The sequence below is a fragment of the Nocardioides euryhalodurans genome (assembly GCF_004564375.1).
GTDB lineage: Bacteria > Actinomycetota > Actinomycetes > Propionibacteriales > Nocardioidaceae > Nocardioides > Nocardioides euryhalodurans.
On the sequence record NZ_CP038267.1, the window covers coordinates 280,807 to 299,134 of the forward strand.

General features: G+C 72.6%; 19 protein-coding genes. 12 read left to right on the forward strand and 7 right to left on the reverse strand.

Annotated elements, in window-relative coordinates:
• Positions 1-34 precede the first annotated feature (34 nt).
• Positions 35-2,110, reverse strand: a complete 2,076-nt coding sequence (locus EXE57_RS20280; protein ID WP_135073273.1) for a sensor histidine kinase — start codon at positions 2,108-2,110, stop codon at positions 35-37.
• 176 nt (positions 2,111-2,286) lie between these two features.
• On the opposite strand from EXE57_RS20280, the gene EXE57_RS01315 reads away from it, so the two are divergent.
• Positions 2,287-2,901, forward strand: a complete 615-nt coding sequence (locus EXE57_RS01315) for a hypothetical protein (RefSeq protein WP_135073275.1) — start codon at positions 2,287-2,289, stop codon at positions 2,899-2,901.
• 77 nt (positions 2,902-2,978) lie between these two features.
• On the opposite strand, the gene EXE57_RS01320 is transcribed toward EXE57_RS01315, so the two are convergent.
• The 4 genes from EXE57_RS01320 to EXE57_RS01335 all read right to left on the reverse strand — a co-directional run bounded on the left by EXE57_RS01320 (position 2,979) and on the right by EXE57_RS01335 (position 7,798).
• Positions 2,979-5,336 (reverse strand): xanthine dehydrogenase family protein molybdopterin-binding subunit, encoded by a 2,358-nt coding sequence (locus tag EXE57_RS01320; RefSeq protein WP_135073277.1) that lies wholly within the window; start codon positions 5,334-5,336, stop codon positions 2,979-2,981.
• A gap of 57 nt (positions 5,337-5,393) precedes the next feature.
• Positions 5,394-6,050, reverse strand: a complete 657-nt coding sequence (locus tag EXE57_RS01325; protein WP_135073279.1) for a glycerophosphodiester phosphodiesterase — start codon at positions 6,048-6,050, stop codon at positions 5,394-5,396.
• Entirely contained in the window at positions 6,047-6,784 is a 738-nt protein-coding gene (locus tag EXE57_RS01330; RefSeq protein ID WP_135073281.1) for a phosphatase PAP2 family protein, read from the reverse strand. Before EXE57_RS01330 ends, EXE57_RS01325 begins: the two co-directional genes overlap by 4 nt.
• 99 nt (positions 6,785-6,883) lie before the next feature.
• Positions 6,884-7,798 (reverse strand): lysylphosphatidylglycerol synthase domain-containing protein, encoded by a 915-nt coding sequence (locus EXE57_RS01335; RefSeq protein ID WP_167305777.1) that lies wholly within the window; start codon positions 7,796-7,798, stop codon positions 6,884-6,886.
• Between the two features lie 120 nt (positions 7,799-7,918).
• Between EXE57_RS01335 and EXE57_RS01340 the strand changes: the two genes are divergently transcribed.
• From EXE57_RS01340 to EXE57_RS01390, 11 genes are all read left to right on the forward strand, one after another.
• Positions 7,919-8,617 (forward strand): helix-turn-helix transcriptional regulator, encoded by a 699-nt coding sequence (locus EXE57_RS01340; RefSeq protein WP_135073286.1) that lies wholly within the window; start codon positions 7,919-7,921, stop codon positions 8,615-8,617.
• Positions 8,614-10,032: a Fe-S cluster assembly protein SufB gene (gene sufB / locus EXE57_RS01345; protein ID WP_135073288.1), complete on the forward strand. Its 1,419-nt coding sequence runs from the start codon at positions 8,614-8,616 to the stop codon at positions 10,030-10,032. The genes EXE57_RS01340 and sufB overlap by 4 nt, the downstream gene beginning before the upstream one ends.
• Positions 10,033-10,130: 98 nt before the next feature.
• A complete protein-coding gene (gene sufD / locus EXE57_RS01350; protein ID WP_244246942.1) occupies positions 10,131-11,300 on the forward strand; it encodes a Fe-S cluster assembly protein SufD in 1,170 nt (389 codons plus the stop codon).
• On the forward strand, positions 11,300-11,647 hold the full coding sequence (locus EXE57_RS01355; RefSeq protein ID WP_135073291.1) for a non-heme iron oxygenase ferredoxin subunit: 348 nt from the start codon (positions 11,300-11,302) through the stop codon (positions 11,645-11,647). The genes sufD and EXE57_RS01355 overlap by 1 nt, the downstream gene beginning before the upstream one ends.
• On the forward strand, positions 11,644-12,402 hold the full coding sequence (gene sufC, locus EXE57_RS01360; RefSeq protein WP_135073293.1) for a Fe-S cluster assembly ATPase SufC: 759 nt from the start codon (positions 11,644-11,646) through the stop codon (positions 12,400-12,402). The genes EXE57_RS01355 and sufC overlap by 4 nt, the downstream gene beginning before the upstream one ends.
• A gap of 129 nt (positions 12,403-12,531) precedes the next feature.
• On the forward strand, positions 12,532-13,803 hold the full coding sequence (locus EXE57_RS01365; protein ID WP_135073295.1) for a cysteine desulfurase: 1,272 nt from the start codon (positions 12,532-12,534) through the stop codon (positions 13,801-13,803).
• Positions 13,804-13,806: 3 nt separating this feature from the next.
• Positions 13,807-14,256 (forward strand): Fe-S cluster assembly sulfur transfer protein SufU, encoded by a 450-nt coding sequence (gene sufU / locus EXE57_RS01370; protein WP_135073297.1) that lies wholly within the window; start codon positions 13,807-13,809, stop codon positions 14,254-14,256.
• Entirely contained in the window at positions 14,253-14,636 is a 384-nt protein-coding gene (locus EXE57_RS01375; RefSeq protein ID WP_135073299.1) for a metal-sulfur cluster assembly factor, read from the forward strand. Before sufU ends, EXE57_RS01375 begins: the two co-directional genes overlap by 4 nt.
• Before the next feature lie 7 nt (positions 14,637-14,643).
• Entirely contained in the window at positions 14,644-15,075 is a 432-nt protein-coding gene (locus EXE57_RS01380; protein ID WP_135073301.1) for an ASCH domain-containing protein, read from the forward strand.
• 35 nt (positions 15,076-15,110) lie between these two features.
• Positions 15,111-15,854, forward strand: coding sequence for a maleylpyruvate isomerase family mycothiol-dependent enzyme (locus tag EXE57_RS01385; protein WP_135073303.1), 744 nt, complete (start codon positions 15,111-15,113; stop codon positions 15,852-15,854).
• Between the two features lie 2 nt (positions 15,855-15,856).
• Positions 15,857-16,450 (forward strand): acVLRF1 family peptidyl-tRNA hydrolase, encoded by a 594-nt coding sequence (locus EXE57_RS01390; RefSeq protein WP_135073305.1) that lies wholly within the window; start codon positions 15,857-15,859, stop codon positions 16,448-16,450.
• On the opposite strand, the gene EXE57_RS01395 is transcribed toward EXE57_RS01390, so the two are convergent.
• On the reverse strand, positions 16,451-17,803 hold the full coding sequence (locus EXE57_RS01395; protein ID WP_135073307.1) for a serine hydrolase domain-containing protein: 1,353 nt from the start codon (positions 17,801-17,803) through the stop codon (positions 16,451-16,453).
• Between the two features lie 9 nt (positions 17,804-17,812).
• Positions 17,813-18,286 (reverse strand): GbsR/MarR family transcriptional regulator, encoded by a 474-nt coding sequence (locus EXE57_RS01400; RefSeq protein ID WP_135073309.1) that lies wholly within the window; start codon positions 18,284-18,286, stop codon positions 17,813-17,815.
• Positions 18,287-18,328 lie beyond the last annotated feature (42 nt).

Consider the following 18,328-nt stretch of genomic DNA (forward strand, 5'->3'; position numbering starts at 1 on the left):
TGGTCGTCGGCGACGAGCAGCCTGATGGCCTCGGTCACGAGCGGCTCCTCTCCGGGGTGGCACCGGTGCCGAACGGCAACCAGGCGTGGACCGTGGTGCCACCGGTCGGCGGGCAGCTGACCTCGCAGTGCCCGCCGAGCTCCTCGGCCCGCTCGCGCAGCGACAGCAGCCCGACGCCGGCCACCACGTCGGGGCCGATGCCGCGGCCGTCGTCGACGACGGCCACGGTCAGGGCAGACCCGTCGGCCGCGAGGGTGACCTCGGCCCGCGACGCCTCCGCGTGCCTGACGACGTTGGTGAGGGCCTCCGACACGATGCGGTACGCCGCGACCTCGACCGCCGCCGGCAGCCCGGCCACTCCCTCGGCGCTCACCGCGACGTCGACCTGCGACCTCACCCGTTCGGCCTGCTGCCGCAGCGCCGCCTCGAGCCCGAGGTCGTCGAGGGCGGGCGGCCGCAGGTCGTGGACCAGACGGCGTACGTCGTCGAGCGCGTCGGCGACCTCGGTCCGCGCCAGCCGGACCAGCTCGCGAGCCCGCCCCGGGTCGGTCTCCACCACGTTGCCGGCCGCGTCGAGCCGCAGCGCCACCCCGCCCAGGACCGGTCCCAGCCCGTCGTGGAGGTCGCGGCGGATCCGGCGCCGGTCGTCCTCGCGGCCGAGCACCAGCCGCTCCCGGCTCTCCTGCACCTCCGCCGAGAGCAGTCCGGCGCGGATCGCGATCGCTGCCTGCCGCACCAGGTCGAGCAGCAGCCCCTGGTCGCGTCGGGAGAGCATCGATCGGACCCCGAGGACCGGGAGGACCAGCCGGCCCACGCGGGTGCCGCGGTAGGCGATGTCGAAGGACTGCACCTCGGCCGGCTCGCTGCCGTGGGTGGCCGACAGCAGCCCGCCGTCGGGCGCCACGACCTCGACCCGCACGAACGGCACCTTGAAGGTCGAGGCCACCGCGCCGGCCAGCGCCGGCAGCTGCTCCGCGACCGAGCCGGTCTCCTCCAGCCGGGCCGCCAGCGAGGAGACGACGTCGTAGCGATCGCTGCGACGGCCGAACATCAGCCGGCGTACGCCGTTGCCGAGCCAGGCTCGCAGGGGTCCGTACACGACCACCGCCAGCACGAGGACGACCAGCGTGACCCGGCGCTCGTCGAGTCGCTCGCCGAGGAGCGAGCTGCCGGCGGCGATGACGGCCAGGTCGACCGCCACCACCACGGCCGCCACGGCCGCCGAGGTCAGGGTCCAGGCGACGAGGGCGTCGACGTCGCCCAGGTTCGGGTGCACGAGGCCGATGGCCACCGAGGCGGCCAGGGTGGCGACGGCCAGGTTGAGCAGCAACGTGGTCCACGCGCCGCTGATGTCGAGGACGAGGCCGCAGACCACCATCAGCACGGTCATGATGCCGGCCCAGAGCAGCCAGCGGAGCTGGGTGCGCTCGGCCGCGTCGGCGCGTCGGTGGCGGACCCAGAGCAGCGCCACGGAGGCGAGGAGCGAGGTGAACGTCAAGGTCTGCGCCGTGCGGAGCAGCGCGGTGGCGAGCCCGTCGCCGAGCGGGAGGGCGGTCTGGTCGCTCGAGGCGCCGGGGAGGTCGCCGGCCAGCACGACGCTGTCGGGAGCCAGCAGCAGCATCACGGGCAGCAGGTACGCCGAGACCAGCACGACGACGGCGACCGGCCGCCACCGGCCAGCGAGCAGTCGACCCGTCGGGTAGAGCAGCAGCAGGGTCACCATCCCCGACAGCAGCACCGCCCCGAACCGCCACACGAACCAGATGGCCGCGTCGGTCAGCGGCAGGTCGTGGGCGTAGCCGTAGCTGGCCCACGCCGCGAGCACGCCGTCGGCGACCCAGACCAGCCCGAGAGCCGCGACCACCCGGCCGACGGTGTCGCCCGGCCGGTGGTGGAGGACGTACGCCGCCGCGAGGAGCAGCAGCACGCCGGAGATGCCGGTGGCGGTGCCGAGCCCGCTCGCCGCGGCGGTGCGTTCCGCGCCGGTGGTGGCCAGGTCCAGCCACAGCGAGGCACCGAGGGCGACCAGGGCGGCCGTGACCAGCGCGAGCGGGACCGGCCGGCGTACCCACGTCGAGGGGAGCGCCCGTCCGGCCGTCGTGCTGGTCACGCGAGCAGTATCACCGCGGCAGCGTCCCGTTGTCGCGGGACCACGGTCCCCTCGTGGCGGGACGGGACGCGGGGCCGGCGACGGGACCGCGCTCCCTGACCCGCGGGTCGCCGGGACGGCCAGTCTCCTCTCGTGCCGCCACCGCGGCGTCGTACTCCGAACCGAAGGAACCCGTCATGACCGTCTCGCACTCACCCGCACCGGCCCGCTCCGACGTCGCCAGCGCGACCCCCGGCCCGGCGCCCAGGCCGTTCCTCACCCACGGCCGCATGCTCACCGTCGGCGCGCTGGCCTGGTCCGCCTCCATCCTGCTCGTCGGCCAGGACCCCCACGACCCGCTCGGCCTCGCGGTCTTCGGGATCGGCTCGGGCCTGTTCCAGGTCGGCCTGCTCTTCCTGCTCCGCGTCCTGTGGCGCACCCGCGCCCTCGGCGAGGGCCGGATCGCGCGGACCGTGCTCCGGATCGAGACCGTGGTGGTCGGCTTGGCGATGGCCTCGACCCTCGCGGACACCCTCGCGGTCTCCGACCTCGGACAGACCGGGTGGCTCCTGCTCGACCTGTGTTGGCCGCTGTCCATGCTCGGCATGTTCTTCATCGGCATCCGGATCGCGATCGCCGGCCGTTGGACGGGGCTGTCCCGCTTCTGGCCGATGGTCGCCGAGAGCTGGGCCGTCGTGACCGTCCCGGCGCTCATGCTCGGCGGCGCGCTCGCCGGTCAGCTGGTCGGCGCCCTCCACCTGGTCGTCGGCTACGCCGTGCTCGGGGTGCTGGTCGCCCGCAAGCAGGGCTGACGGCGACGCGGCGTGTGCCCGAGGACGGTCCCTGGACCGTTCTCGGGCACACGCCCGCGTCCATGGGTACGGGGGCCTCAGACCTCGACGTCGTCGGGGGCCTCGTCCTCGGCGAGCGAGGGGTCGGAGAAGACGCCGGGCGGCTCGCGCCACGGGTCGCCGGCACCCGCCGCTGCGTCCCGGATCGCGCCGAAGACCCGGGTCGGGGTGCAGGGGATGTCGACGTGGCCGACGCCGAGGTGGGAGAGCGCGTCGACGACCGCGTTCTGGACCGCGGGCGTCGCCCCGATGGTCGCGGCCTCGCCGATCCCCTTCACGCCGAGCTCGTTGTAGGGCGTGGGGGTCTCCGTGCTGTGGGCCTCGATGGCCGTCGCGTCCGCGGCCGTCGGCATGGAGTAGTCGGCGAGGGTGGAGGTCAGCGGCACCCCGTCGACGTCGTAGACGAACTCCTCCCAGAGCGCCTGGCTGATGCCCTGCAGGGCGCCGCCGTGCTGCTGGCCCGCGACCAGCAACGGGTTGACGACCCGGCCGCAGTCGTCGACGGCCACGTGGCGCAGCGGCCGGACCAGCCCGGTCTCGGTGTCCACCTCGACCACGGCGACGTGGCTGCCGAACGGGAAGGTGGGGTGCTGCTGCTCGAAGGTCGTGCCCACCTCGAGCGGCTCGCCCCGCTCGGAGGCCTCCCGGGCGAGGTCGGCCCAGGAGATGCGGGCGTCGGGCACACCCGCGACCTCGAGCCCGCCGGCCCCCACCTCGACGTCGTCGACCGAGGCCTCGAGGAGCTCGGCGGCCAGCAGCCGTGCGCGGTCCCGGACCTCGGCCGCGGCCTTGGCCACCGCGAGGCCCCCCATCTGGAGCGAACGGGCGCCGCCGGTGCCGCCGCCGGTCGGCACCACGGCCGTGTCGGACTGCTCGTAGCCGATCCGGTCCAGCGCCAGCCCCAGCCGGTCGGCCACGATCATCGAGAAGGCCGTCGCGTGGCCCTGCCCGTGGGCGGAGGTGCCGGCGCGGACGGTCGCCGTGCCGTCCGCGTGCACCGATACGAAGCCGTGCTCGGAACCGCCGAAGCCGGTGATCTCGACGTACGACGCGATGCCGATGCCGAGCTGGCGGGGGTCCCCGGACTCCCGCCGGCGGGCCTGCTCGGCCCGGGCGCCCTCCACGTCGGCGTGGCGCAGCGCCTCGGTGAGGGGCAGGTCGTAGTCGCCGGAGTCGTAGGTCCGGCCGGCGAAGGTGCCCCACGGGAACTGCTCCGGCCGGACGAAGTTTCGCCGCCGGATCTCCTCGGGTGCGATGCCCAGCTCGTCGGCGGCGAGGTCGAGGACCCGTTCGAGCATCGCGGCCGCCTCCGGTCGTCCGGCTCCGCGGAACGCGCCGACCGGGCTGGTGGTGGTGACGACCGACGCGCCCTCGTAGCGGATCCGGGGGATGACGTACGGCCCCTGCGCCATGGTGCGGGTCGAGCCCGACGCGAAGCTGCCGCCGAACCCGGCGTACGCGCCGCAGTCGCCCAGCACCCGGGCACGCATCCCGGTGATCCTTCCGTCACGGGTGAGGCCGAGCTCGACGTACTGGACCTGGCCGCGCCCGTGCATCGAGAGCATCGCCTCGCTGCGGGTCTCGGCCCAGGCCACCGGTCGGCCGAGCCGGAGGGCCGCCGCGACCACCGCCGCGTGGTCGGGCGAGATCCCGGCCTTGCCGCCGAAGGCGCCGCCGACGTGGGGGGCGACCACCCGGATCTGCGCCTTGTCGATGCCGGTGAAGCGCGCCAGCAGGCTCTTGCCGAGGTGCGGGTGCTGGGTGGAGAGCCAGACGGTGAGCCGGTGGCCGGCGTCGTCGCCGGTGGGGTCGGCGAGCACGGCGTTGCCCTCGATGGGCGCGGTGGCCAGCCGGTTGTTCTCGATCCGGGCGCGGACCACGACCTGGGCGTCGTCGAGCGGGTCGCCGTCGTCGAGGCGCAGGATCGCGACGTTGCGGCGCAGCTCGGGGTGGAGCTGGGGTGCCCCGGGGTCGGCCGCCGCCTCCGGGTCCACGACCGCGGGCAGCGGGTCGTAGTCGACGTCGACCAGCTCGGCCGCGTCGACGGCCTCCGCGCGGGTGCGGGCCACGACGAGGGCGACCGGGTCGCCGACGTAGCGCACGACGTCGCGGGCCAGGGGGAAGCGCGGCACCCGGTCGTTGGCGGAGGCGAAGAGGGGGACGGGCCGGTCCCCGAGGTCGGCGGCGGCCAGGACGGCGACCACGCCGGGTGCGTCGGCCGCCGGCGCCGTGTCGACCGACAGCAACCGCGCGTGGGCCATCGGGCTGCGGACGAACACGGCGTGGAGCACGTCGGACCGGGCGGCGGCGAGGTTGTCGACGAAGGTGCCGAGGCCACGGACGAGGTCCGGATCCTCCACGCGTCGCACCTCGGTACCGAGGATCGAACCAGGCATGCCGCCACTCTAGGCACGGGTCCGCGGGTCGGCCCTGGCGGCCGCCCGTCGACCCGGTCAGCCCCGGCGGGCGACCAGCTCCGCCAGCACGCCCGGCTCGTCGCTGATCACTCCGGACACCCCGAGCCCGAGCACCCGGCGCAGCTCCACCGGGTCGTCGACCGGCCACGTCATGACGACGTCGAGGCCTCGGTGCAGCTCGGCGACCAGCGACCGGTCGAGCAGCGACGCGTGCACCGACGCCCCGTGCACGGTGCCCGGCGCCGCCGCCACCCGTCGACGCAGGCGGCGCAGCTCGAGGCGGCTGCGCGCCGAGAGCACCGGCAGCACCCACGGCAGCCGGGCGACCGCGTCGACGGCCGGCCACCAGCGACCACAGGCCAGCACCGGGTGGTGCGGGGCCACCTCGTGCAGGAGGCGGGCCACGGCCGCTGCCGTGGCCGGGCGCCGTCCCTTGAGGTCCAGCATGAACGTCGTCCCGTGCCGGTCCGCCTGCAACAGCTCCTCCAGCCCCAGTCGGGGAGCGGACGCGGGGACCAGCTCCCAGCGGTCCCACAGGAAGGGCAGCGGACCCGCCGTCTTGAGGTGGCGGACCTCCAGGCGCCCGCGATGGTGGTGCACGTCGCACTCGACCACGTCCACGCCCAGCTCGCGAGCTGCCTGCAGGCCCGCGAGGGAGTTGCCGGCCCGGTGGGCGACGGCGAGGACGGTCATCCGGGGCTCCGGTGCCGCCCGTCGCGGCGGCGCTCCAGGGCGAGCGCTGCTGCGTAGCCCACCAGGACCAGTGCCACGCCCGCGACCACGTCGATGACGTAGTGGTTGGCCGTGGCCACCACCGCAATACCCATGAGCACCGGCATGGCGAAGCCGACGACCTTGAGCGCGAGGGTGGAGGCGGCAGCCACGATCGAGATCCCCACCAGCAGGTCCCAGCCGGAGTGCAGGCTGGGCAGCGCGGCGTACTGGTTGACGAAGGCGGGCGGCTGGAGGATCCGGTAGGCCTCGGACCGCTCCGTGACGGTGTCGACCATCCTCGCGTCGGCCAGCCGCGGCGGCGCGACGGGGTAGCTCACGAAGACCACCATGCCGAGCGCGCCGCTCACGAGCATCGCGTCACGCAGTCGCAGGAACTGCCTGCGGTGACGCCAGCCGAGCCAGACCATGGTCGCGATGATGACCGGCCAGTGACCCCAGATGTAGATCCAGTTCGCGAGGGTCTCCACCGTGTCCGAGGGGGCCGCGAGTGACTGGAGGTCGTGCTCGACGTCGATCCCGAGCCTGGCCTCGAGGGCGACCAGGTCGTGCGCGTGGTCGACGGCCTCGGCCCGGGACGCCTCGGTGTAGCCGCGCACCCCGAAGTAGAAGGCGACGCCGAGCAGGACCAGGGCCGCCTGCCCGGTCACCCAGCGCAGGCGGACCCTGCCGTTGGTCGAGCGGTCGACGTACATGTGCTCCCACCCCGTTCGCGCACGTGGTCACCCGAGATCCTCGCTTGCCATGCTGCGGCACCGTTGCCACCGGAGGAACCGGTCGAAGGTCCCGAGCGGTCAGGCCGTGGCGGGCGTGGGGGCGACGGCTCGCAGGGCCCGGCGGGTGAGGAGGAGGCTGACCCCGCCCAGGGCGAGCGCCGGCAGCCAGGCCACCACCGCCTTCAGCGCGACGGCCGCCGCGGCGGCCGACCAGGGCACTCCCAGGGCGGCGAGGGCGACGACGAGGGCGCCGTCGCGGGGGCTGGCCCCGTGCGGGCCCGGGAGCACTCCGGCCAGCTGGCTGGCGCCGAAGGCGCCCAGCAGCGCGAGGGGGGAGAGGGCATGGCCGGTGGCCGCGACCGACCCCCAGAGCAGGCCGGCGATCGTGAGCTGGTAGCCGGCGGACAGCAGCAGCCCGTGGACCAGTCGACGCGGCGGTGGCAGGGTCCGCCGGGGCATCAGGTCGGGCCGGAACCGTCGCAGGAGCAGTCCGCCACCGAGCACCACGACGCCGACGCCCAGCGCGACCGCCAGCATCTCGAGGGGCAGCGTGGCCCCGGCGAAGACGATGAACACCGTCAGGCCCAGGGCTCCCACGAGCCGGTCCAGGCCGACGCTCATGAGCGCGTCCGGTCGCCGCAGGCCGGTCCTGGAGAGCCGGTGCACGCGCCAGACGTCCGCACCCACGTGTCCGGGCGTGAGCAGCCCCAGGAGCTCCGACTCGGCGTACGCCCGCACGTGCCAGGCCCGGGTGAGGCCGGCGTCCGTGACCGCGCGCCAGCGCAGGGGGCACAGGAGGTACTTCCCGGCCACCCAGGGCGCCAGGCCGAGGACGACCGGCCAGAGGTTCACCTCCGGCAACCGGGGGAGCGTCAGGACCGGGACGAGCAGGCTGACGAGGATCCCGGTGACCAGGAGGGTGCGGGATTGGAGTGCTGCGCGCAGGCGCTGGGAGAGGATCACGTTGGGTACGGCGGGGTCGGGGGATGCCACTGCCAGTAGAGCACGGGGCACCTCCTTCCGCGTCATCCTCAGGATCGGTGGGACCGGCCCCGGAACTGCTAAGGGTGGCCTTACTTGAATCGGTCGAATCATTAACGGCACACTGGCGTTGTGGAATTCATCGGAGACCGGTCGACGAGGGAGCGCGTGGTGCGCTCCATCCTCGTCAACGGACCCTCCACCGCTGCCTCCCTCGCCGAGCAGCTCGACCTCACGCCCGCCGCCGTACGCCGCCACCTCGACCACCTCGTCGAGGACGGCACCGTCGAGGCGCGCGACCAGAAGGTCTACGGACACCGCGGCCGCGGCCGTCCCGCGCGGGTGTTCGCGCTGACCGAGGCGGGGCGCGACGCGTTCGACCAGCAGTACGACGACCTCGCCACCCAGGCCCTGACCTTCCTCGCCGAGACCGGCGGTGACGAGGCGGTCATGGAGTTCGCGAGGCGCCGGGTGGCGTTCATCGAGCGTGACTACACGCGCATCACCACCGAGCAGCCCGAGCTGACGCCCGCCGAGGCGCTGGCGCGGGTGTTCACCGCCGAGGGCTACGCCGCGAGCGTGCGCGACCTGCCGCTGGCCGGGCAGGCGCTGGGGGAGCAGCTGTGCCAGCAGCACTGCCCGGTGTCCCACGTGGCCCACGAGTTCCCGCAGCTGTGCGAGGCCGAGACCGAGGCGATCGCCAAGGTGCTCGGCACCCACGTGCAGCGACTGGCGACCATCGCCCACGGCGACGGCGTCTGCACCACCTGCATCCCGACCGGCTCCTCCGCGAGCACCCCGCATGCCAACGACGGAAGTGAGAAGGCATGACCTCCATCGAAGAACTCAACCCGGAGCTCCAGGGCATCGGCCGCTACGAGTTCGGCTGGTCCGACCGCGACGACGCGGGCGCCACCGCGACCCGCGGCCTCAACGAGGACGTCGTCCGCGACATCTCCGGCAAGAAGTCGGAGCCGCAGTGGATGCTCGACCTGCGCCTCAAGGGCCTCAAGCTCTTCGACCGCAAGCCCATGCCCACCTGGGGCTCGGACCTCGGCGGCATCGACTTCGACAACATCAAGTACTTCGTCCGGTCCAGCGAGAAGCAGGCGCAGTCGTGGGAGGACCTCCCCGAGGACATCAAGAACACCTACGACAAGCTCGGCATCCCCGAGGCCGAGAAGCAGCGCCTCGTCGCCGGCGTCGCCGCCCAGTACGAGTCCGAGGTCGTCTACCACTCGATCCGTGAGGACCTCGAGGAGCAGGGCGTGCTCTTCCTCGACACCGACACGGCGCTCAAGGAGCAGCCGGAGCTGTTCGAGGAGTACTTCGGCACCGTGATCCCGGTCGGCGACAACAAGTTCGCCGCGCTCAACACCGCGGTCTGGTCCGGCGGCTCGTTCATCTACGTCCCGCCGGGGGTCCACGTCGACATCCCGCTGCAGGCCTACTTCCGGATCAACACCGAGAACATGGGCCAGTTCGAGCGGACGCTGATCATCGTCGACGAGGACGCCTACGTCCACTACGTCGAGGGCTGCACCGCGCCGATCTACTCCTCGGACTCGCTGCACTCCGCGGTCGTCGAGATCATCGTGAAGAAGGGCGGCCGCTGCCGCTACACGACCATCCAGAACTGGTCGAACAACGTCTACAACCTCGTCACCAAGCGGGCGACCTGCGAGGCCGGCGCCACCATGGAGTGGGTCGACGGCAACATCGGCTCCAAGGTCACCATGAAGTACCCCGCGATCTACCTGATGGGCGAGCACGCCAAGGGCGAGACGCTGTCGATCGCGTTCGCCGGCGAGGGCCAGCACCAGGACGCGGGCGCCAAGATGGTGCACGCCGCGCCCCACACCTCGAGCTCGATCCTGAGCAAGTCGGTGGCCCGCGGCGGTGGCCGGACGTCGTACCGCGGCCTGGTCCAGGTCAACGAGGGTGCCCACGGCTCGAAGTCCAACGTGCTGTGCGACGCGCTGCTGGTCGACCAGGTCAGCCGCTCCGACACCTACCCCTACGTCGACATCCGCGAGGACGACGTGTCCATGGGCCACGAGGCGAGCGTCTCGAAGGTGTCCGAGGACCAGCTGTTCTACCTGATGTCGCGCGGCATGGCCGAGGACGAGGCGATGGCGATGATCGTCCGCGGCTTCGTGGAGCCCATCGCCAAGGAGCTCCCGATGGAGTACGCCCTCGAGCTCAACCGCCTGATCGAGCTGCAAATGGAGGGCGCCGTCGGCTGACGAAGTCAGCCGACAGCGACCGACCGGTGGTCGAGGTGCGAAGGCCGTCAGGGCCTGAGCCTCGAGACCCCGTAACTGACACGTAGAGAGCAACCACGTTGACTGCAACCGAACTGATGGCAGAGGCGCTCGAGGTCGAGCGCGTCGAGAGCCACCTCAACCCGCCCGCGTCCTACGACCTCGCGGACCACCCGGTCCCGACGGGTCGCGAGGAGACGTGGCGGTTCACCCCGCTCAAGCGGCTGCGCGGCATCCTCGACGGCGAGCCGTCGGACGCCTGCCTGTCGTGGGAGACCAGCCTGCCCGAGGGGGTCACCCTGCCGGTGATCACCGCCGAGGAGGCCCGGGAGCACGGCGAGCTGCCGCCCAACGACCGCCCGGCCGCGCTGTCGGCCGAGCTCGCGGGCGGCTGCCAGGTGATCGACATCCCGGCGGACTTCTCCTCCGACGAGCCGATCCTGGTGAAGCTCCACGGTGACGACGCCGACGCCCTCGTCTGGGGCCAGGTCCTGGTGCGCGTGGGCCACCACGCCCGGGCCACGCTCGTGGTCGAGCACAACGGCAGCGCCCGCTACTCCGCGCTCACCTCGGTGGTCGTGGGCGACGGCGCCGACCTGACGATGGTCTCCATCCAGGACTGGGACGACGACGCCGTCCACCTCGGCCGCGACGCGATCCGCGTCGGCCGCGACGCGACCGTCAAGCACGCCGCGCTGTCCTTCGGCGGCGACCTGGTCCGGATGCACGCCAACGTCGAGTACGCCGGCCCCGGCGGCTCTGCCGAGCTGCTCGGCCTCTACTTCGCCGACACCGGCCAGCACATCGAGCACCGGCTCTTCGCCGACCACACCGCGCCGCGCACCCGCAGCCACGTCAGCTACAAGGGCGCGCTGCAGGGCCGCGGCGCCCACACCGTGTGGGTCGGCAACGTCCTGATCCGCAAGGTCGCCGAAGGGATCGACACCTTCGAGGAGAACCGCAACCTCGTCCTCACCGACGGCTGCCAGGCCGACTCGATCCCCAACCTGGAGATCGAGACCGGGGAGATCGAGGGCGCCGGCCACGCCTCGGCGACCGGTCGCTTCGACGACGAGCAGCTGTTCTACCTCCGCTCGCGCGGGATCGACGAGAAGGAGGCCCGCCGGCTCGTCGTCCACGGCTTCTTCCACGACCTGATCCGCAAGGTCGGCGTCCCCGCCATCGAGGAGAAGCTCGTCACGATCGTGGAGGCCGAGCTGTCCAAGAACGTCAGCGGGAAGGCGCTCTGATGGCCTTCCAGCGAGCCTGCGCGCTGGCCGACGTCCCCGCTGACGAGGCCCTCGCCGTCACCATCGGCGCCTACGACGTGGCAGTCGCACGCCACGGCGACGGTGCCGACGCCGAGGTGTTCGCGGTGCAGGACCTCTGCTCCCACGCTGCCGTCGCCCTCTCGGAGGGCGAGGTGGCCGAGTGCACGGTCGAGTGCTGGCTCCACGGCTCGCGCTTCGACCTCCGCACAGGCAAGCCCACCGGCCTGCCCGCGACCGAGCCGGTCGCGACCTTCCCCGTCGACGTCCGAGACGGCGACGTCTACGTCGACACCGAGACCACCCTGAACGGAGTCACCCCCGCATGAGCAAGCTCGAGATCAAGGACCTGCGCGTCAGCGTCGAGACCGAGGACGGCCCCAAGGAGATCCTCAAGGGCGTCACCCTCACCATCGACAGCGGCCAGGTCCACGCCATCATGGGCCCCAACGGGTCCGGCAAGTCGACGCTCGCGTACTCCATCGCGGGCCACCCCAAGTACGACATCACCGGCGGCTCGGTGACCCTCGACGGCCAGGACGTGCTGTCGATGACCGTCGACGAGCGCGCACGGGCCGGACTCTTCCTCGCGATGCAGTACCCCGTCGAGGTCCCGGGCGTCTCGGTCGCCAACTTCCTGCGCACCGCCAAGACCGCGGTCGACGGCGAGGCCCCCAAGCTCCGCACCTGGGTCAAGGACGTCAACGCCGCCATGGTGCAGGCCGGCCTGGACCCGACCTTCTCGCAGCGCAACGTCAACGAGGGCTTCTCCGGTGGCGAGAAGAAGCGCCACGAGATCGCCCAGCTCGAGCTGCTCGACCCCAAGGTCGCGGTGCTCGACGAGACCGACTCCGGCCTCGACATCGACGCGCTCAAGGTCGTCTCCGACGGCGTCAACCGCTTCGCCGAGGACGACGACAAGGCGGTGCTGCTGATCACGCACTACACGCGGATCCTGCGCTACATCAAGCCGGACTTCGTCCACGTCTTCGTCGCCGGCCGGATCGCCGACGAGGGCGGCGCCGAGCTGGCCGACCAGCTCGAGGCCGAAGGCTACGACAAGTACGTCCGAGCGGCCGTCTGATGTCCTGGGAGGCGCTCCGCTGCGTTGTCGTCGGTCGACGGCCCGCTTCGCTCGGAGGCCGCCTCCCTCCTCCGCCTTGCGGAGCATCCACCCATGACATCAGCCGACCACCCGGATCGAGGTGACGAGATGACACAGATCGAAGGACTGCTGCCTGATCTCGACGTCCTGCGCAAGGACTTCCCGATCCTCGCGCGCACGCTCGCCGGCGAGCAGCCGCTGGTCTACCTCGACAGCGCCAACACCTCCCAGAAGCCGCAGGTCGTCATCGACACGATGGTCGACCACCTCGAGCGCCACAACGCCAACATCGCCCGCGCCATGCACCAGCTGGGGGCGGAGTCGACGGCGGCGTTCGAGGAGGCCCGCGACAAGGTGGCGCGGTTCGTCAACGCCCCTTCCCGCGACGAGGTCATCTTCACCAAGAACGCCTCCGAGGCGCTCAACCTGGTCGCCAACACGCTGGCCTGGCCGGGGGAGCACCAGGTGGGGCCGGGTGACGAGGTCGTCATCACCGAGATGGAGCACCACTCCAACATCGTGCCGTGGCAGCTGCTCACCGAGCGGACCGGCGCGACCCTGCGGTGGTTCGGACTGACCGACGACGGCCACCTCGACCTGGACGGCATCGACGACCTGATCACCGAGCGCACCAAGGTCGTCTCGCTGACGTGGGTGTCCAACATGCTCGGCACCGTCAACCCGGTCGCACAGATCGCCCGGCGGGCCAAGCAGGTCGGCGCGCTGGTGGTGGTCGACGCCTCGCAGGCCGTCCCCCAGCTCCCCGTCGACGTGACCGCGCTGGCCGAGGCCGGGGTCGACCTGCTCGCGTTCACCGGCCACAAGGTCGTCGGACCCACCGGCATCGGGGTCCTCTGGGGCCGTACCGAGGTGCTCGACGCGCTGCCGCCGTTCCTGGGTGGCGGCGAGATGATCGAGACGGTCTCGATGGAGCGGTCGACGTACGCCGGGATCCCGCACAAGTTCGAGGCCGGGACCCCGCCGATCGTCGAGGCCGTCGGTCTCGGCGCCGCGGTCGACTACCTCGGACACGTCGGCATGGAGGCGATCCACCGCCACGAGCAGGCGCTGACCGCCCACGCGCTCGAGGGGCTGCAGACGGTTCCCGGGCTGACGGTGCTGGGGCCGCTCGACGCGGCCGAGCGCGGGGGCGCGATCAGCTTCGAGATCGCCGGGGTCCACCCCCACGACGTGGCGACCGTGCTCGACACCCGTGGCATCGCCGTCCGCGCCGGCCACCACTGCGCCAAGCCGGCGCACGCCCGCTTCGGGGTGCAGAGCTCGACCCGGATGTCGTCGTACCTCTACACGACGCCGGCGGAGATCGACGCGCTCGTCGACGGCCTGGAATACACCCGCAGCTACTTCGGGTTGGGGTGACACATGTCTGCCGAGCTGGATGCCCTGTACCAGGAGATCATCCTCGACCACTACAAGAACCCGCACCACAGCGGGCTCCGGGAGCCGTTCGAGGCCGAGGTCCACCACGTCAACCCGACCTGCGGTGACGAGGTGACGCTGCGCGTGCACGTCAGCGACGGGGTCGTCGAGGACGTCTCCTACGACGCCGTCGGCTGCTCGATCTCGCAGGCCGCCACCTCGGTGATGACCGACCTCGTGATCGGCAAGCCGGTCGCCGAGGCGATGACCGTGCACGAGACGTTCCTGACGCTGATGCAGGGCAAGGGCCAGGTCGAGCCGGACGAGGACGTCCTCGAGGACGGCATCGCGTTCGCCGGCGTCGCCAAGTTCCCCGCCCGTGTGAAGTGCGCCCTGCTGTCCTGGATGGCCTGGAAGGACGCGACCACCCAAGTCCTGGAGGAGACCCGATGACCAACCCCGCACACGACGACCTGCCCGACGTCCCCGAGGCCGCCCCCGGCGGTGGCGGTGCCGCGACGTCCACGGTGAGCCCCGACGACGTCACCGAGGCGATGAAGGACGTCGTCGACCCCGAGCTCGGCATCAACGTCGTCGACCTCGGCCTGGTCTACGACGTTCACCTGGACGAGGACTCCAACTGCGTCCTCGACATGACGCTGACCTCGGCGGCCTGCCCGCTGACCGACGTCATCCAGGACCAGACCAACTCCGCGCTGGAGGGCCTGGTCAACGATGTCCTCATCAACTGGGTCTGGATGCCGCCGTGGGGCCCGGACAAGATCACCGACGACGGTCGCGAGCAGCTGCGCGCCCTCGGCTTCAACGTCTGACGTCCTCGTGACCCCCGAGGAGACCGACGGCGCGCTCGACACCTTCTGGCGGGTGGCGGTCTTCCACGCCCGGCTCAACGGCGTGCCGTCGTACTTCGGACCCACGCCGCTCGAGGTGGTCCGCCCGCCCGCGTGGTCCTACGGCGAGACCCCGGAGGAGGCCGACGCCTTCCTCGCCTCCGTGCGGTCCGGTGCCACGACGGCGACCGCGATGCCGCTGGCCGAGCTCGAGCAGGTCGGCGAGCCGGTCCCGCAGCCGGGCGAGCTCGGGATCGTGCTCGACGGGCGCGGTGACCCGCAGGCCCTGGTGAGCGTGAGCGAGGTGCTGCTGGTGCCGTACGCCGAGGTCGATCCGGGCTCCACGCTCGTCGAGGGCGAGGGCCTGGTGGCCGACACCCCGATGGTGGTCCAGCGGCTGAAGGTCCTCCACGCCGACTGAGGACAGCCGTCCCCGGCCCCTGCCACACTGGCGCGATGGACATCGACGCCCACCTCGACGGCCTCCGCGAGGCCCTCGACCGGTTCGCCACCTGCATCGAGTCGGCGGACTGGGACGCCCCGGTGCCCACCGCTCCCGGGTGGGACGTGCGCCACCTCGTCGCCCACCAGGGCATGGTCCACCGCTGGGCCACCGCCACCATCGAGGGCCGTGAGGTCGATCCCGAGGTCTTCGAGGAGGAGGGGCTGGTGGCGCGCGACCTCCTCCAGTGGCTCTCCGAGGGGGCGGAGCCGCTCGTGGAGGCGCTGCTGTCGGCGCCCGACGACCTCGACGTCCCCGTGTTCCTCCACGACGCCCCGCCCGCCCGGGCCTTCTGGGCGCGACGCCAGTGCCACGAGACGACCATCCACGCCGTCGACGCCCTCGGCGCCGCACTCGGGCGCCGGCCGCACGCCGAGGACACCTGGATCGGCAACGACCTGGCGCTCGACGGGATCGACGAGCTGCTGACGGGCTTCCTCCCACGCCGCAAGAGCCGGCTGCGGACGCCGTCCCCGATGAGCTTCGCCGTGCTGCCCGACGGCGCGGAGGAGCGGTGGCTGGTGACGACGGGCGAGGAACCTCCCGTCACGACCCGGGGCGCGGGCGACGCCTCCGCCGACGTGGTGCTGAGGGGCACCCCCGTGGCCCTCTACCTCGCGGTCTGGAACCGCAGCGACGAGGTGTCCGCGCCCGGCTTCGAGCTCTGGTCGGAGCACGCCAAGGTGGTCTGGTCCTGACGGTGGTCGAGGTCCTGGTCCCGCCCGGTCGCTGGGCGCGGTGGGTCGACAACTTCGCGACCCGGCACGGCGGGGTGGAGCTCACCGTCGACGGCTCGTTGCGGGGCGCCGCCCCCGACGGGTCGACCTTCACGGCCCGGCTGCCCTTCGCGTCGTCGTACGACGGGGGGCCGAGCGGGTTCGCCGACGCCACCGTCCCGCCTGCCGGGTGGGGGGTGCTGCTGGTCCGCAAGGGCGGCTTCGCCGTCGCCCGGATGGCCGGTGCCGAGCTGGCCGCCCACAAGATCGGGCAGCGCCACGTCCAGGGGCGGACCAAGGCGGGGGGCCAGAGCCAGCAGCGGTTCGCCCGGCGGCGCGACAAGCAGGCGAGGGAGGCCTACGAGGCGGCGGCCGACCATGCTGCCCGGATCCTGGGGCCCGGACCGCTCGTGACGGGTGGCGACCACGGCGCCGTCGGCGAGGTGCTCGCCGACCCGCGGCTGCGCCACCTGTCGGTGGTCGAGCCGTGGCTGCCCGTGCCCGACCCGCGCCGGCAGGTCCTCGACGCCGCGATCCTCGACGCCCGGTCGATCCGGGTCGAGGTCCACAACGCCTGATCAGCGCGCCGGGGTCTCCCCGAACGCGAGCGGCTCCCGGGTCACGAGGTAGGTCGCCCAGTTGAGCTTGACCGGGACGCCGTCCGCGTCACGGGTGACGCGCAGCAGCTCGCCCCGCTCGCGCCCCTTGACGGTGCGGAACACGTCGTCGCCGACCGGCTCGAACACCGAGGACGGACGGTCCTTCGGCAGGTCGGGATGGCGGGCCTCGAGGTGGCCGTCGACCACGGAGAAGACGAACGGCGTGCCCTCGCTGAACCACACGCCCCGCAGCCCGGCGAGCTCGGCCGGCAGGTCGGTGCCCGGTGCCCACGGCTCCGGCTCCTCCGGGTCGTGGACGACGACGTGCTCGCCCAGCTCCAGGGCGAAGGCGGCCGGGTCGGGCGCGGCGCTCGCGTTCATGAGCACCACGGCGCCCGTGCCGGACTCGCGATGGGTGAAGAGGCCGGTGATGTGGCCGGGCATGCCGCCGGTGTGGCCGACCCAGGTGCGCCCGGCCTTCGACCGGACCAGGAAGAAGCCGAGCCCCATGCCCGCGGTCCAGCCGACGACGTCCATGAGCGCCTGCGGCTGGCACATCTCCTCGAGCGTGTCGGGGGAGAGCACCGCCGGGTCGGGGTCGGCGACGAAGGCCGACCAGCGTGCGAGGTCGCGGGCCGTGCTGGCCATGCCGCCGCACGGCGCCATCGCCCGCAGGTCGAGCACCGGCTCGGGGCGGGGGACGTCGTCGTACGGGGCGACGTAGTAGCCGTCGGCGTGCGGACCTGAGTCGAAGCCCACCGACGTGCGCCGGAGCTCCAGCGGGTCGAGCAGCCTCGCCCGGAGCGACTCCTCCCAGGACCGCCCGTCCAGCCGCGCGACCAGCTCGCCCAGGATCGCGTAGACGGTGTTGGAGTAGTGCCAGCGGTCGTGCGGCCGGCCGATGACCTCCGCCTCGACGAACCCGGCGAGCAGCTCCTCGGTCGTCGGCTGCTCGAGGGTCTCCCAGACGTCGCCGACGGGCTCCCGCTGCATGCCGGACACGTGTGCGAGACCCTGCCGGACGCTCAACGGGTGGCTGACCTCGGGGAGGTGCTCGGCGATCCGGTCGCCGAGGTCGAGACGCCCCTCGTCGCGCAGCTGCATCACCATCACCGCGGTGAAGGTCTTGGAGTTCGAGGCGACGAGGAACTGGTCGTCCTCCCCGGGAGTGCCCTCCCGGTCGAGCGAGACCCGCCCCACGCCGTCGCCCCAGACGATGCTGCCGCCGCGCTGCACGCCCGCGAAGAGGCCGGGGACGCGGCCGCTGCGCTGCTTGTCGAGGGCGATCCGGCGCAGGGCGCGGCTGGTGGTGTCGAGGAGCGGTGAGGTCACGCGCTGACGCTAGCCGAGGTCCTGCTCGATCTCGGCCCGCCGGGCGAGCCACCGTTGAGCGATGCCGTCCATCTCGCCGCCGACGAACACGAGGAACTCGCGCATCAGCAGCAGCCGGTGACGCGCCGGTGACGCGTCGGGGAGGTCGCGCAGCGCATCGTCGAGCGCGGTGACCATCGGGGCGTACACCTGGTCCTCGCGGAGCATGGCCTGCAGCCACGCGTCGTCGTCGACGACGTAGACGTCGCGTCGACCGCCGCGCTCGCGCTCGCGGTGGAGGAAGCCGATCTGCGCGAGGTAGCGCACCGCACCGGAGACAGACGCGGGGCTGACACGCAGGGTCTCGACCAGCTCGGCGGAGGTCATCCGGCCGTCGTCGTCACTGGTGAGCGCGGCGAAGACACGGGAGGGCAGCCGCTGGAGGCCGGCGTCGGACAGGGCGGCCCCCATCCGCTCGACGTAGCGGTCGCGGGCGTCGGTCATGGTCCAACTATCGCAGTATTCAGAAAATTCTGAAAGACGTGT